Annotated in this window: 11 protein-coding genes; 3 read left to right on the top strand and 8 right to left on the bottom strand. The window is 46.7% G+C overall.

The annotated features are described in order from the left end of the window. Positions 1-90: 90 nt before the first annotated feature. From gcvH to ACFI6J_RS16060, 8 genes are all read right to left on the bottom strand, one after another. Positions 91-480 carry a glycine cleavage system protein GcvH gene (gene gcvH, locus ACFI6J_RS16095; RefSeq protein ID WP_462556049.1) on the bottom strand — a complete coding sequence of 130 codons (390 nt, stop codon included), beginning with the start codon at positions 478-480 and terminating at the stop codon, positions 91-93. A gap of 51 nt (positions 481-531) precedes the next feature. Next, on the bottom strand, positions 532-1,611 hold the full coding sequence (gene gcvT, locus ACFI6J_RS16090) for a glycine cleavage system aminomethyltransferase GcvT (protein ID WP_014950361.1): 1,080 nt from the start codon (positions 1,609-1,611) through the stop codon (positions 532-534). Between the two features lie 333 nt (positions 1,612-1,944). After that, entirely contained in the window at positions 1,945-3,297 is a 1,353-nt protein-coding gene (locus tag ACFI6J_RS16085; RefSeq protein ID WP_462556052.1) for a sugar MFS transporter, read from the bottom strand. Between the two features lie 30 nt (positions 3,298-3,327). Further along, entirely contained in the window at positions 3,328-4,479 is a 1,152-nt protein-coding gene (nagA, locus tag ACFI6J_RS16080; RefSeq protein ID WP_462556055.1) for an N-acetylglucosamine-6-phosphate deacetylase, read from the bottom strand. Then, entirely contained in the window at positions 4,476-5,474 is a 999-nt protein-coding gene (gene nagB-II, locus ACFI6J_RS16075) for a glucosamine-6-phosphate deaminase NagB-II (RefSeq protein WP_014950364.1), read from the bottom strand. The genes nagA and nagB-II overlap by 4 nt, the downstream gene beginning before the upstream one ends. Beyond that, positions 5,471-6,376 carry a glucosamine kinase nucleotide-binding domain-containing protein gene (locus tag ACFI6J_RS16070; RefSeq protein WP_239300648.1) on the bottom strand — a complete coding sequence of 302 codons (906 nt, stop codon included), beginning with the start codon at positions 6,374-6,376 and terminating at the stop codon, positions 5,471-5,473. The genes nagB-II and ACFI6J_RS16070 overlap by 4 nt, the downstream gene beginning before the upstream one ends. An 85-nt stretch (positions 6,377-6,461) precedes the next feature. After that, positions 6,462-9,023, bottom strand: a complete 2,562-nt coding sequence (locus ACFI6J_RS16065) for a family 20 glycosylhydrolase (protein WP_462586268.1) — start codon at positions 9,021-9,023, stop codon at positions 6,462-6,464. A gap of 101 nt (positions 9,024-9,124) precedes the next feature. Beyond that, complete coding sequence (locus tag ACFI6J_RS16060) at positions 9,125-11,851, bottom strand: TonB-dependent receptor (protein WP_462556064.1); 2,727 nt, start codon at positions 11,849-11,851, stop codon at positions 9,125-9,127. A gap of 219 nt (positions 11,852-12,070) precedes the next feature. Between ACFI6J_RS16060 and ACFI6J_RS16055 the strand changes: the two genes are divergently transcribed. The 3 genes from ACFI6J_RS16055 (at position 12,071) to ACFI6J_RS16045 (ending at position 15,569) form a co-directional block, all read left to right on the top strand. Continuing rightward, positions 12,071-13,096, top strand: coding sequence for a LacI family DNA-binding transcriptional regulator (locus ACFI6J_RS16055; RefSeq protein ID WP_462556067.1), 1,026 nt, complete (start codon positions 12,071-12,073; stop codon positions 13,094-13,096). Then, positions 13,096-14,616 (top strand): tryptophan halogenase family protein, encoded by a 1,521-nt coding sequence (locus tag ACFI6J_RS16050; protein ID WP_462556070.1) that lies wholly within the window; start codon positions 13,096-13,098, stop codon positions 14,614-14,616. Before ACFI6J_RS16055 ends, ACFI6J_RS16050 begins: the two co-directional genes overlap by 1 nt. A 104-nt stretch (positions 14,617-14,720) precedes the next feature. Beyond that, positions 14,721-15,569: a LysR family transcriptional regulator gene (locus ACFI6J_RS16045; protein ID WP_014950370.1), complete on the top strand. Its 849-nt coding sequence runs from the start codon at positions 14,721-14,723 to the stop codon at positions 15,567-15,569. Positions 15,570-15,572: the final 3 nt, after the last annotated feature.

Raw genomic sequence — 15,572 nt, 5'->3', positions numbered from 1 at the left:
AAGGGCGCGTTAAATCTTTAAGTTAAAAAGGGGCTGAATTATCTTCATGCCCCTTTTCAAATTATGGTTCTTTTAAAACTGCGTAACGAATTACTCTTCGTCGATGCTGTTTTCGTAGCCTTCAGCGTCTAGTAGACCTTCTACTTCTGCCGCATCGTCAGCTTTAATTCTGAATAGCCAACCGTCGCCGTATGGGTCAGAGTTAACTAGTTCTGGTGAATCTTCTAGGTCTTCGTTAATTGCTACAATTTCACCTGAAATTGGCGCGTAAACGTCAGACGCTGCTTTTACCGATTCAGCAACACATACGTCGTCGCCAGTGCTTACTGCGTCGCCAACATCTGGCAAATCAACGAAAACCATGTCGCCAAGTAAGCCTTGTGCGTGCTCAGAAATACCTACAGTGAAAACACCGTCACCTTCAGGGCGAACCCATTCGTGCGTAGCGGCATAGCGTAAATCAGTTGGGATGTTGCTCATAATCGTTCCTGTTATTCTCTGTTAACTTTCGGGGCCTAGAAGCTTTTGGCCTTACAAAACACTTTTTCCATTGCGAACAAAGGAGGGCTTAACCACTTTTACTGTAACCCACTTTTTGCGCATTTCCACTTCTACTGTTTCACCAACATCACTTGGTACTCGTGCCATCGCAATTGAGTGACCTAGAGTTGGAGAGAACGTACCTGAAGTGATAACGCCTTCGCCGCTTTCTGTTTTCACTTTAAGACCGTGACGTAGCACGCCTTTTTCAGTCATTACCAAGCCTACTAGCTTGTCGGTACCCGCTTCGCGCTGCGCTTCTAGTGCTTTACGCCCTACGAAGTCACGATCAGCCGGTTCCCATGTAATTGTCCAGCCCATGTTGGCGGCTAGTGGTGATACGGTTTCATCCATATCTTGGCCGTACAGGTTCATGCCTGCTTCAAGGCGAAGGGTGTCACGCGCACCTAGGCCGCATGGCTTAACGCCGGCGTCTAGTAGTGCTTGCCAGAAGCTTTCCGCTTGTTCAGCTGGCACCATAATTTCGTAGCCTGCTTCACCGGTGTAACCTGTAGTGGCGATGAACAAGTCTTCTGCTTGTACACCGAAGAATGGCTTCATGCCCGCTACCGCTTCTTTTTGCGCTGCGCTAAACAAAGTGGCTGCTTTTTCTTTTGCGTTAGGGCCTTGTACGGCAATCATGGCAAATTCAGGGCGCTCGGTGATGGTTACGTCAAAGCCTTCTGCTTTGCTCATTAACCAGTTCATGTCTTTTTCGCGCGTTGCTGAATTAACCACTAGGCGATAGTTAGTCTCGTCGAAGTGATAAACGATAAGGTCGTCTACAACACCGCCTTCTTCGTTAAGCATGCCGCTGTATAGCGCTTTGCCTTTGTCTTTTAGTTTTGCCACGTCGTTGGCTAAAAGGTACTGAAGATACGCTTTGGCTTGTGCGCCTTTTACGTCAACAATGGTCATGTGAGACACATCAAACATACCGGCGTCTTGACGCACAGCGTGATGCTCTTCAATTTGTGAACCATAGTTAATTGGCATATCCCAGCCGAAGAAATCGACCATTTTCGCACCGGCTTCTAGGTGCTTTGCGTGTAGGGCGGTGGTACTAGACATTCCACTTACTCTTTTTAATTTGAAAGGTAGAAAACGAAATTGAGTATAGTGAGCTAACGTTTATGCAACAAATTGGAAATTTTTATCAATACATTTAAAAAGCAAATGTATCAAACACTGAACATCAGAAATACAAATATTCAGTATAAGTTAAGAGTTGGTGAAGACTCGTCAAACTACTGCAGCTACTTGCCTTTTCTAATGTGGCAGCACCGACTTTAATGCGACAGCACCAGTTTTAATGCAGCAGCGCAGACCAACAACAAGAAATGCGCTAAAAAGCGCATTTCTTTAAACAGTTGAACCGTGAGCCACACGGTAAAACACTGGCATTTACCAGCGTTGTTTTTTACAGCCCAATACGGCGTAGTAAGCAATAAAGCAGTAGCAAGGTAGCATGATCGCGTAGGCACTTTGACCACCAACTAGCTCACTAGCTCCGCCGTAAACCATGGGCAAAATAGCACCACCTGCAATCCCCATGATAAGCAGTGCCGAACCTTGTGCAGTGTATTTACCTAAATTATTTAGCGCCAGCGGCCAAATTGCAGGCCACACCATGGCATTTGCCAAGCCAAGAAGCGCAATACACGTCACGCTGTTAGGTAAAAAAGGAAGCGATTGCACACCCGTCCATCCCCACAGCACTTCAGAGATCCCAGTATCAGTGTTTGAGCTCATTAGAATGCATGTGGTAAAAACTACGCCCAATACCGCAGAGCTTAGTAGCGCCGTTTGCTGAGATATAAATCGAGGAATACAAATAAGGCCTACTGCGTACCCGATAACCATAGCAATCATGGTAAATGACGTTAGCGTGGTCGCGTTTTCTACGCCAATTGAAGAGCCATACAACCCAATGGTGTCGCCAGCGATAACTTCTACTCCAACGTAGAAGAACAAGCTTATTGCGCCCAATACTAAGTGTGGGAAATGCAGGATCTTTTTATCTTTATTTGAGGAAAGCGATGCTTCCGCAGTTTCGCATTCTGCTTGCTCATCATTAATGGCTGGCAATGCAAGGCGCATAAATACCAGTGCCAGTACGCCCAATGCGATTGCCATTGCAACGTAAGGCTGAATAAGTGATACAGACATATCGTTAATTAGCGTGGCTTTTACATCTTGTGGCATGGCGTTTAACGACTCTTGGTTTACGTCAGGCAAACCACTTAACACTAAGCTGGTAAAAACAATAGGAGCCAGCACGCCAGCCGCTTTATTAAGCAGGCCCATAAAAGCAATGCGAGCGGCAGCGCTTTCTTCGTTACCCAGGCGAATAATAAACGGGTTTGATGCTGTTTGAAGTATGGTCAAACCGCTACCTACTACAAACTGTGCCAGCAAAAACACGGGGAACATGGCGCTCAGCGCGGCAGGTACAAACAACAAACATCCCACGGCGATAATGCTAAGCCCTAGGCTCATGCCCTTCTGGTAGCCAGTTTTTTCTAGGATCTTTGCCATGGGTAGCGCCATGACTACGTAAGCGATGTAAAAACAGAAGGCGATAAGCAACGCTTGCATTTCAGTTAGCTCGCACACCATTTGCAAAAACGGAATTAATGCCCCGTTTAACCATGTAATGAAGCCGAAAATGAAAAACAGTAAACCGATACTTAAAATAGGTACAAAGCGCCCCATTCCTGTTGCGTTGGGTACTTGCGACTGAGCTTGTGTTGTCATAGCAAAGATCTCTTATTTATTATTATGTTGTTAGTTAGCGCAAAGGCGTTTACTTCCGTTCTGCCACACTTCTAACAGAGTATTGTCGTTGTTTATCACTAAAAAGTTAGCGCGCTTTCCTACCTCTAGTTCACCTACCCTATCATGTATTTTGGTGAAGCGTGCTGGCGTTGCGCTTGCCATGGTACTGGCATGTTCTAATGCGATATTGATGTCGTTAATGCTGTTCGTTACTGCGCCGTGCATATCTAAACAGCTACCGGCTAACGTCCCGTCGGGCGTGGTTAACTTGTTACCTTGGCGCGTGATATGAGTATCGAAGAACGCGATGGTATCGTCGCTTGCGCCCACGTGGGCCATGGCGTCAGTCACTAGCATTAATTGATGCGGCCCTTTCACCTTATAAGCCAGCTCTACCGCTTTCGGGTGAATGTGATGATGGTCCACAATTATCCCGCACACGCTGTTGTTAAGTAGCGCCGCCCCCACCATTCCAGGCTCTCTGGAAGTCAGTGGCGACATGGCGTTATAAAGGTGGGTAAAGCCTGATGCCCCAGCGTCCAATGCATTCTGCACGGTTTCAAACGGTGCGTTTGAGTGCCCTAATGCGACAATAACTCCTTGCCCCACCAAATCTCGGATGATGTCGCAAGGCACGTTTTCAGGCGCAACGGTGATAAGAACTTGCCCAATATCTCTTCGGGTATAGGTTGCCAGTTCACGATCTGAAAGTGCGCGAATATAGCGTGGCAAGTGCACGCCTTTTTTCTCAACAGAAAGGTGCGGCCCTTCGAAATGAACCCCCTCAACACTGGGGTGCGCCTGTGATATGGCCTCGCTTACTGCATCTGCCGCTTGCTCAATGGTGTCTATATCGTCGGTAATAAGCGTTGGGAACAATGTGGTGGTGCCGTATTTCAGGTGTGCTTCGGCCATCGCGTTTATGCTTTCAATCGTGGGAGCATGATTAAACATTGCGCCCCCACCACCATTTACCTGCGTGTCGATGTAGCCTGGAATAACTGCACCGCGTATGCGCTCGTTGATTGTCGCCGTCGCGTCTTTTTTGAAGTAAGAAAGAGGTGCAATGTCAGCTATCACACCCTTTTCAATGCTTAGCACCTGATTATGCTGCCAGGCACCGTTCATCAGTACCTTTTCAGCCAGAATAATGGTCTTCATTGGGTTTTCGTTACCTTGTTTAATCCGGGAGGCGTGTCTGGGTTCAAACCTAATTCAACGGCAATTTTCTCTATATCCAGATAGAAGCGTTGCATTAGTAAAAGTGCGTCCAGCCTTGGGTGTGAAGACGTTACTCCCCCTTGCAGATCTATGCACTCACCGCCACGGGATCTCACATCTTGCACCATGTTTTGATGAAAAGGTGCGCTCTCATCTTCTATGTTTAACGAAATAAGCTTCAGCTTTTTCTCAACTAACGTCACTGGGCCATGGATGAACTCTGCGCTGCTAAACGCTTCGGCATGTATACCCAATACTTCTTTTAATTTAAGCGCTACTTCTCGCCCAACCGCATAGCCAAAGCCGCGCCCTAAAACAATGGTGTTTCGCGTATTTTCTAAATGGGCTTTTGTTAGCTGTGACGGCGCATTGATCACTGCCTCTAGCTGCGAAGGCATGGCTTTTAGCGCATTAAATAGCGAGGTATTTTCGCTCCAACGGGCACACAAATGAAGAAGCGCCGACAGCGTTGCTAAAAAGCTTTTAGTAGCCGCTACCGCTTTTTCTTCCCCGGCAGATAAAGGAATAACGGCATCAGCCAGCTCGGCTAATGGCGATGTTTCATCATTCACGAAAGCAACCGTAAACGCCCCGCCGTTTTTGGCCGACTCGGTTTGCTTTAGTATGTCTGGGCTGCGACCAGATTGAGAGATGATAAAAGCTACTGCCCCCTTCAAATTCAATTGGCGTTTGAATATGCCTGCTATTGAAAGGGCGGCACTGCACACTGGAATACCCATTTCGGTTTCAAATAGGTACTTTCCAAACACGCCGGCATGATCTGACGAACCGCGACCAATAATGTAAATTAAGTTAGGGTTTAGTTGCTGTAATCTACCCGCTAACTGACTGATCGCTTCATCATTCTTATCTAACTGCTGCGCAATAACTGACGGAAACTCTCTGGCTTCTTTTGCCATTATAGATAAACTCATTTCTCACCTTCTTTGTGATTAAACGCGGCTTTTGCATGATAAATAGCACCTTGCTGCGGCGTAGCTTTGCAGGGTACTAAACGCGCTTTGATGGATTCTGAAAAATAGGCTGAATAAACATTGCTAAGCCCACCTATCATGGCTAAACAATGGTTGTGATCTGCAAGAAGTCGCTTTGCCATACGCTCAATGTAAACGGCACCCTCTTCAAAAAGTGCGGTAACCTTGTTTTGCTTTGTGTATAGCAAAGGCAGCATACGTTCTACCAAGGCGGCATAGTGATGGGTGTTAAATTCCGCACATTTCGCTACAATTTCTTGGGTACATGATGATTGCAGGGCGTTACACACTTCTGCTGCAAGTTCATCCTTTTCTTCCAACTCATCTAAACACAATAGCGTGTGCTGAACGGCCTTTAAGCCTAGCCAAGCCCCACTGGCTTTGTCGCCGATAGGAAAACCGTGCCCACCAACATCTTGAAAAGATTCACCTTGCCACATGGTGCCCGATGAACCTGTACCAATAATTATCGCTGCTCCTGGGTTTCCGTTGTGTGCTCCAACGCATGCGGCGTGCAAATCGCTTAACACGTGTAGCGAATGAAACGGGTGCTGCCATTGTTCAAACTGTTGCTTCGCAGACTCAATATTTGCGCCAGCTAGACCGGCGCCTACCACGCACTGCGACAGCGAAATTTGCTCAGATGTGTTGGCGTTCCCTGCATTCGAAATAGCGATATTAATCGCATCTACTATCGACGCTTTAGCTAAATCGCTATCGCGCATAATATTGGCGGGGCCACTTACGCCCTCACCCAAGACATTTCCGTCAACGTCTTCTAATCGTGCTCGGCACTTGGTGCCACCACCGTCTATGCCAATAAAAAATAAATCAGAGCTCATTTAAACATCTCAGTATAGATAAATGCATAGATGCACTTGGTAAAAATATGACAACGCTGTCATTTTAACCAATAAAAACAGGCGCTTACAGCTGCACCTGTCGACTCATTTGCTGTGTTCCCGCAATTCTAGCGCGAACAGTTACCATCCCCTTCACTTCAACAGGAGCGGTAAAGGTTTCCCACTTATTACCTGAAGTTAAGTACTCCATCGTAAGACCAGACACTGGCTTTATATGTAACTTACCATTGTTAATTACCGCTGCTGGCGTAGGTACACGCACATTCACTCCCTGCTGCACTAGCGCGGGTGCATGGCGGTTAAATAACGCTAACTCAAACGCTCGCCAGTCGCTTGCCTGCTGGTTTACTAAAGCGCCTTTTTCATGAAGTGCTTTCGCGTTTTGTTGCCACGGTGCGTAGTGCCAGGCCCGTTCAGCCAAGGCCAATAGTCGGGGAAACACCATATATTCCACGGCATCTTGATTTACGGTGACTTCTGACCACAGCTGCCCCTGAATACCGATTACTGATGATGTGTCGGCCTCAGCAGTACTGCTGTAACTGTGGCCCATTCGGTCGGTCCATAACTCGGCATGAAGCGGCAGCTGTTCGGGCATAAAAGAAAATACTTTTTCGGTATCGGTTGCCCGTGAACCCCAGTAATAGCCAGGCTCATAAGGATTGCTTTGGTAAGGAAAGTCAAAATAAAGCACGTCTGGAAACGAAAGTACTACCGGAATATTTTCCTTGGCGAAATGCGATACTGTTTTCTCTCCACCCGCAGCAAGAAGATGCCAAACGTTGGTATACGCGCTGCTGTTATCCAGTGTATTTACGGCTTTTTCCATGCCATCGCTCCAGCCACCAATTGCTATATTGTGCTTTTGCGCAATTTTCTGCACTTCGGTAACAAAAGCCGGCAGTATTTCATCCGCCTTTTGACCTTTCGCAGCGCATACAGGGGATTTCACCCAAGCACCGGCGGTTTCATCGGCGCCAACATGGAAGTGCGTCAACGGAACGCTGGCCTTTTCATGCAGTGATTTCACAGAAGTAAGTACGGTTTCGATAAAATGATAGCTGCTATCTAAACAGGGGTTTATGGTGTTATCTGAATAGAATTGAACGCTTTCATATTGGGTTTTATCTTCTTTATCTACCAATAAGAATTCATGTGCAGCATCTGAGTTACCCTCTGCCATAAGCCGCTTGTAGCGCGCATTCATAGCAACAATTGCTGCGCGGGCATGACCAGGCATATCAAGCGACGGAATAACTTCAATCCCGCGCGCATGCGCCATTGTTAAAATATCAATGTAGTCTTGCTGGGTGAGAAAGCCGTTACCTGTAGCACTTTTAAAAGGCCCGCTTCCTAGCTGAGGCAGCAAGCACTGTGTTTCAGACAAATCGTGGCATCGAAACGCACCAATTTCGGTAAGCTCGGGCAAAGCATCGATAGCTAATCTCCAGCCCTCGTCATCACTTAGGTGAAGGTGTAGCTTATTGAGCTTGTAGGTGAACATTTGGCGAACAACGGATTCAATCGCTGCCTTTCCTGGAAAGTGGCGAGCAATATCTAAGTGCATTCCGCGAAATTCGAATCGTGGCGAGTCTGCGATTTCAGTGATAGGAAAGCGGCCTTGCTGCGCATCAAATATTTGCATTAGCGTTAACAGACCGTAGTTAGCACCAATGTTATCGTTGGCAATTATCGTAGCGCTTTGCTCTGTTATGCTAAGCGCATAGCCTTCTTTCGAGTTTATTGTTGCGGGTTCATTTGCAAGGGCGCTCGCATCGTGAGCGCTGCGAATAATAACCTTAAGCGGTAAGCCTGTTTTCTGGTTAGTCAGGCCAAAATAGGCCATTTGCTCAATGGCAGGAGCAAGCATGTCTTGGTCAGACTTATCTATATTAATGCCAGCGGCAGCAACAAATTTACCCGAATCATCTCTTTGACTTACGTTGGGAATAACACGGTTCTGGGCATCACCTGAAATTAGCGCTGAATCGCCCTTATTGTATAAATACGCGCTGTCCATAAGCGGTGTATTGTCGTTTTCAGTACGTTTGTACTGGGCTTGTTTGCTCCATAGGCCAGTGTGTTGATTGATTAGCAAATTACTTCCCGGCTCTTTCACACGAGTTGTGGAGGCAACCACCACTGGTGATAAAGCAGGGTAAGTTAAGTAATAGTTCGGCATTGCGTCCGAGCGAGAGGCGTGCCAAAAAGGCGCAGATAGCGTTACCTTAACTTGCTCACTTGCGCTCACCTTATCTTCGAACGTCAGGCGGTGCAGGTCACCGTTTATATGCTCAATGCGAATTGCATTTTTTGAGTCATACCCGCGAATAGGCGCAATATGACTAAAGTAAAGCGACGTAGAGGCTTCAATGGGAGTTGCCATGGTTGCTATCGTAAGCTCTGACGAAAAGCAGTCGCCTTTTGGAATATGTACCCGGCACAAACTATCGTCCACATTACTTAATACTTCGTAATGTATATCGAGGCTTTCTCCTAGCGCATTCAAGCTGGCTTGCTGTAGCGAAGGCGTTTCAGCCATTGCCGAAGCGCTACCCACTAGTAATAACGATAAGCTCAAGCACGCTTTGACAAAATTCGTCGAATTGCGGATCACGTCGCACATCCTTAAATCACAATTTCAGAGTAAAACAAGGGTAAAGCAAACGCCCTACCCTATGCTAAGTGAAGATAGTGAACACACGAACTATCTTCACATACTAGCAACTAGAACTTCATGCTAGCGCCAATGAAGAAACGGCGTCCATTGGCACTTTGCGTTCCACCAAGTCGCTTACCGTCACTGCTTCGAACATAGTAGTTCTCCCAGATTTCGTCGGTAAGGTTAAGGGCTTCAGCTTTAAGTGTAATGGTTTCTGTCACGTTCCAGCTTACCTGCGCATCAAGCTGTGACTGTTCGTCGCGGTACTGATCGCCAATTTCAGCTTGGGCAATAAAGTACTCAGAGCGGTAGTTGTAGTTTAAGCGCGCGCTGTAAAGATCAGTTTCGTAGAACACACCTACGTTAAACGAGTCTTTTGACGTGTTCGGGAAGCTTACTGAGCGCGTTGCGATGGTAGCACCAATGATGTTGCCGTCATCGTCTGTAACGGCAACCGCTTCATCTACTTGTGCGTCGGCCACATCCGTGTAGGTGTAGTTAGCGTAGCCACCGAAACCGTTGTCGAACACATGCTGAATTTGCATTTCGATACCGTCGATAGAGGTTGAACCACCATTCTCTGGCGTTCTTAGCTGATTGATTTGCTGACCATCAATTTCACGAGATACGGTTTTGGTAAAGATAAAGTCGTTAATATCTTTCTTGAACACTGTTACTGCGGCTACCGACGATTCGCTAAAGTACCATTCTGCACCCACTTCAAATTGGTTAGCAGTTAGCGGGTTTAGCTGCGGGTTACCCGCAGAGCCAGAGCTAGTTTCAGGCGTTAAGTTTACCGCAGGTGCTAACTGAAACGGTGCTGGACGTGTAAGCACGCGTGCTGCCGCCACACGTAGCAACACATCTTCATATAAGTCGTACGACAAGTTGATGCTTGGCAGCCATTCGTTGTAACCACCGTCAAACGCTACCGCTTCGCCTGTTGTTAGGTCGTAACCGTTCGATGTTGAATCGGTCTCAACGTAACGCATACCCACATTACCTCTGAAACCATCGCCACTAAATTTCGCCATGGCGTAAAGTGCAGTAATATCTTCTTCTATCTCAAATGAAGATTCATCTAAGAATTCATCGGTACGGCGGCAAAGTATAGTAGTGTCATCAGCACATTCGGCTACGCTATATAGTGCGTTGTACATGCTGTCTTTGTCAGGGAAGAAATAGCTGGCAGCTACGCCGTTGGTGTTGTCGTGAGACACGTTAATCATGTCGCCATTCCAAAACGATGACGCTGGGCCAAGGCTACCTTCACCCACTGGTGCTAAATTGGCCAAGTCAGTTCTGTAGCGAGATTGAGCAAAGCTGCGATCGCGACGCTTTATACCCGTTTTGATTTCGGTTACTGCACCCCAGTCTACTGAATGCTCGTAATCAAACTGGATATAGTTTTCTTTATCTTCCGTTGCATTTAGCTGGTCGAATATTCCTCCCAACCACATTTCATCCGTTGGGTTAGCTAGCCATGGGCTTGCCGTTGTAAAATCGATATACGGGTTGTCGCCACCTGGGTTGTAAAAATCGATGGCTGCACGCGGGTCGTTTGCGCTAGCCCAAAATTCAGTAAAGAAATCTCGGTTTTCGCCTTCACCGGTAGTTGTACCTAACTGGAAGTGCAACTTGCCATCACCCATTTGGTAGTGCCCCTCAATATCTACAATCTCGGTAGACATTTCAGAACCATCGCGGAAGATGTTGTCATACGCCATAAAGCGCGCCCACTCAGGGCGGTTATCTACACCCATCATGCTAAGCGACTCTACTACGTTGTCGCTGCTCACCGTACCCGGGCTGGTGTCTGTACCTGTGTACGCCACACCGCGAAACGGAATACCAATCAAGTTAGAGTTTACGTTGTCAGCTTTAAGCGTTGACGATAGATAGTGGACAGACACGTCGAAGTCGTCGGTAGGTGCCCATTGGGCAGTTACATCAAAACCAACGCGCTCACGGTCTTGCTTAAACAACGCTGAGCCCATTCCCCATGGAATAGCGCCTTTTTGTGAAGCGCCAACAGGTGCTTCAATAAGTGGGTCGATACGAGGAATGCTAGGGCCGAACCAGCCGAAGTCTTCGTTAGTTTCACGCTCTACCGTTCTTTCTTGATAAGAGCCTGAGAAAAGAATACCAAAGGTTTCGTCATCGTTTTTCCAGCTGTACAAACCAGATAGCGTTGGGTCGAGTGAATCGGCGATATCACCATACTGGCCTTCTACCGAGATTTGCCCAGAATTAGCGTCAAGGTCGAACGGTTTACGTGTTTTCAGAATTACCGTTCCGCCCAATGCGCCTTCATCAATGTCTGCCTGAGACGACTTGTACACTTCTAAACCCGCAATCATTTCCGACGCTAAAATTTCGAAGTTAAAGTTACGGGTTGCGTCTGATAACACAAACCACTGACCGGTTCCCACGGCTTGACCGTTCACTAGAGTCAAGTTTTGGTCTGGCTGAACGCCGCGTATAGTTACGCCTTGTCCTTCACCAAAATCGCGGTCGATGGTAATACCCGGAACACGGGCAAGTGTTTCTGCCACGTTTTTATCGGGGAACTTACCAATGTCTTCAGCAGTGATAGCGTCAACAATAGCGTTAGAAAAACGCTTGGCATTGATGTTGGCCTTTTGGCTTCCGCGGATCCCTGTGACTTCGATGATTTCAGTTTCACCTGCTTCCTGTGCTACCGCAATAGGTGCTGAAATACTTGTTAATGCGCCCATAGCTATGGCGAGGCGAACACTTCTTGTTAGTTTATGTTGTTGGTTTTTGAACATTGTATTTACCTTCTCTCAGCCAAAAATGACAACGCTGTCATTTATTGAAATAATAAAATGACAGGCGTTGTTGTGGGGTACAGCTTTTTGATGACAACGCTGTCATTGAATGTTAACTTACATGACACAATGTAAGGCTGCAATTAATTTTTTAACAAAAAAGTAATACAAGCTTCTTAATTGTTGAAAATTAAACCAATTTTTAAAGTGAGATCGAATTTGGCTGCTACCATCAAAAGTGTTGCCGAAATGGCGGGTGTTTCGATAAAGACCGTTTCGCGCGTAATTAACAAGGAAGGCACGGTAAAACCCGACACCTTGCAACGTGTTGAAGAGGCGATAAAGGCCTTAAAATACACGCCGAATAAGGCAGCACGAGACTTAGCAAGTAAAGGAGCATCGGTACTGGGTTACGTATACGACAACCCCAACGCTTACTACATAATCGATATGCAAAAAGGCATATTGGATGTGTGTCGCAAAAACAATTTCGAATTGTTAATTCACCCGTGCGATGCAAGCTCTAAAAACATAGCCAAAGAACTAGTGGACATGGTAGACACTGCTCAATTGGCTGGCCTTATCCTTTCGCCTCCGCTATCAGAAATGCCCGAGGTATTATCGGAACTTGATCAAAACCAAATAAGTTATGTGCGTATTTTATCTGGGGACGGCCTCTTTCCATCGCCCCTCCCTTACGTGTTGGTGAACGACTTCAAAGCGGCATACGATATTACTGAGCACCTTATCTACCAGGGTCACAAAAACATTGCTTTTATTGCCGGTGAAGAAATTCACAAATCCACCATTGAGCGTTTGAACGGCTATAAAGCGGCGTTAGAAAAAGCGGGTATTGCAATTGACGAGTCGTTAATTATTAAAGGCACCTACTCATTTGAAACTGGGGTAAAAAGTTCTGAAACGCTGCTTGCCATGTCGCCGCCCCCTACCGCTGTGTTTGCGTGTAACGATGAGATTGCAGCGGGTACGTTGTTTGGTGCAAGAATGAAGGGGGTAGATGTTCCTCAAGAACTCGCAATTGCCGGGTTCGAGAACAGCCCCTTTTCCCGACAGACTTTTCCGCCGTTAACTACGGCATCTCAGCCAACTAATGAGATAGCGCAGCATGCTGCGGCGTCGTTAATTCAGTATTTACGAGCTAAAAAAGCCAAAGCCGCCCACGACAATCTTAACCATACTTTCATCCCTAAACTGGTAGTGCGCGCGTCAACCGAGAAACAGTAATGAACAAATTACCTCAAGAAATCGTGATTGTGGGTGGCGGAACAGCAGGCTGGATGACGGCGTGCTACTTAGCAAGAACCGCCGAGTTGATGGCCAATAACAGTAATGTACCTGCCTGCGCCCCTAAAATAACACTTCTTGAGTCAGCGGTTATCAGCACCGTTGGCGTAGGCGAAGGTTCAACGCCTTATCTGCGCCACTTTTTTGAGTTCCTCGGAATAAATGAAAGTGAGTGGATGCTGAAATGCAGCGCCACGTATAAGATGGGCATTAGCTTTGAGCGTTGGACAGCAACAGCTGAATCAAAAACAACGCGCCCCCTGTTCACCGAATCTGACAGCTATTTTCACCCGTTCTTCTCTTCTTTAGATATTCCCACCGCAGATATGTACTTCAATGCGGTAAATGAATACAGAAAAGGCGCTTCGCACGACATTAACCCGTCGCACTACTTTACTGCAGCGCACATGGTAGAAAAAAGCATTACGCCCGACGCCATTTGTAGTTCTGCAAATATTGATTACGCCTATCATTTTGATGCAGGGCTTTTGGGTGACTTCTTAAAAGAATACGCGCTAAACAAAGGGGTGTCTCATCAAATAGGCACTGTGGCAAATGTTGAAAGTCATGAGCACACTATTAACTCGCTAAAACTGGATGACGGAAATACATTAAGTGCAGACTTTTTTATTGATTGCTCGGGGTTTCGTGGGCTTCTTGGCAAACAAGCCCTGTCGCGAAAGTTTATAAGCTATGCCGACACCTTGTTTAACGATGCTGCCGTAGCCATTGCCAGTGACGCGACAGCATCACCAGAAACTGCATTACAAACTCGCTCTATTGCGCTTAGTCACGGCTGGCAGTGGCACATTCCTCTAACTAGTCGCACCGGCAACGGCTATGTGTACAGTTCACAATTTTGCACTGCAACCCAAGCAGAAGAAGAACTTAGACTTGCATTAGAACCAGACCAATCCCATCAGCAAGCCCGGCATTTGAAAATGACCGTAGGCAGACTAGAAGAACACTGGAAAGGTAATTGTTTATGCATAGGGTTGTCTCAGGGCTTTATTGAACCATTGGAAGCCACCGCACTTATGCTAGTGCAGTACGCACTGCATCACTTTATCGATTGCTGGCAAAGTACCAATCCGCGAAGAGTGGAACGCTATAATTCTGAGATAAACCGAATGTTCGATGGTATTCGGGACTACATAGCTGCTCATTACTATTTAAATACGCGCGACGATTCCGCCTACTGGGTTGCCTGTCGCGAAGACTTAAAGGTGCCGGATACCCTTTCTTATTTGCTGAATGCATGGGACAAAGGCGCCAGCTTTGAACATGCGCTTAATGAAGTAGATAACAAATTGGTTTATTTGCGACCTTCGTGGTACTGCATTTTTGCGGGAATGAAGCGCTTTTCTAATAACTCAACGCCACTTGCGCACCCCAACACCCTTGCACTTCGCACCATGCAGCAATCGGTAGACGGCGCTTATCGAGCAAAGCAACACTAACTAGGTTCGATTGAACGCACGAACATATAAAATTACGCCTTTCACCCGCTTACATTTAAAAATATAATGAAAGCAGGCAAATTCATTAGAATGTGTAATTAACCATGAAGCAGCTTTCCCTTGATACCTTACGCACCTTCGTTAGCGTTATTGAGCTTGGTGGCTACGCTAAAGCGGGCGACTTTTTGGGCCGTTCTCAACCGGCAATAAGCCTACAAATTAAAAAGCTAGAGTCGCAGTTAGACCGCAAGCTATTTACTAAAGTTGGGCAACGGCATGTACCTAGCGCCGACGGTAATTGGCTGTATCCAAAAGCGAAAGAACTACTAGAGCTTAACGATAACATCTTTCGCAGCTTGACCCCTGCCCCGCTTAGCGGTCGCTTGCGTCTTGGCATTCCCAATGAATTTGCTTCTACATTATTGCCGGGTCTAATTGGCGAATTTTCAAAGCGCTATCCCGATGTATCACTTGAAGTAACATCAGCCTTAAGCCGTGATTTGCTTCACCCGTCGCAGCGCGATCATTTCGATTTGATTTTGGCGTTGGTGAATCCGGGCGAGCAGACAGAAGGCGAAGTAGTGTTAGAAGATGACGTGGTTTGGGTTGGCGACACGGCTCATCCGTTGGTTGGCAACAATATTCCTTTGGTGCTTGCTCCCGACGGTTGTATGTATCGAAGCCGCGTTATTGAGCAATTAAAGCAACAAACCTTTGCATGGAAAATCAGCTATACCAATGCAGATTTAGGTGGATTGGTTGCCGCCATTCAGCAAGGTTTAGGCGTGACAGCTCTAGCAAAATCTAGCTTACCGGCAAACCTAGTAGCGCTAAACCACCCGCACCTGCCCAAATTAGGCAAGGTAAATATTTGCCTGTTCAATCAAGATACACAGCACCCTGTGATCAGTAAAACTCTTGCCGAATTCTTTAAAGTGAGACTAACCCAATAAAAA

This window comes from Alteromonas sp. G4i13, assembly GCF_054960505.1.
This window is presented reverse-complemented; position numbering and strand designations above follow the sequence as displayed.

Coding starts and splice junctions, on each gene's coding strand:
- gcvH (WP_462556049.1), bottom strand. CDS start 480: ATGAGCAACATCCCAACTGATTTACGCTATGCCGCTACGCACGAATGG.
- gcvT (WP_014950361.1), bottom strand. CDS start 1,611: ATGTCTAGTACCACCGCCCTACACGCAAAGCACCTAGAAGCCGGTGCG.
- ACFI6J_RS16085 (WP_462556052.1), bottom strand. CDS start 3,297: ATGACAACACAAGCTCAGTCGCAAGTACCCAACGCAACAGGAATGGGG.
- nagA (WP_462556055.1), bottom strand. CDS start 4,479: ATGAAGACCATTATTCTGGCTGAAAAGGTACTGATGAACGGTGCCTGG.
- nagB-II (WP_014950364.1), bottom strand. CDS start 5,474: ATGAGTTTATCTATAATGGCAAAAGAAGCCAGAGAGTTTCCGTCAGTT.
- ACFI6J_RS16070 (WP_239300648.1), bottom strand. CDS start 6,376: ATGAGCTCTGATTTATTTTTTATTGGCATAGACGGTGGTGGCACCAAG.
- ACFI6J_RS16065 (WP_462586268.1), bottom strand. CDS start 9,023: ATGTGCGACGTGATCCGCAATTCGACGAATTTTGTCAAAGCGTGCTTG.
- ACFI6J_RS16060 (WP_462556064.1), bottom strand. CDS start 11,851: ATGTTCAAAAACCAACAACATAAACTAACAAGAAGTGTTCGCCTCGCC.
- ACFI6J_RS16050 (WP_462556070.1), top strand. CDS start 13,096: ATGAACAAATTACCTCAAGAAATCGTGATTGTGGGTGGCGGAACAGCA.
- ACFI6J_RS16045 (WP_014950370.1), top strand. CDS start 14,721: ATGAAGCAGCTTTCCCTTGATACCTTACGCACCTTCGTTAGCGTTATT.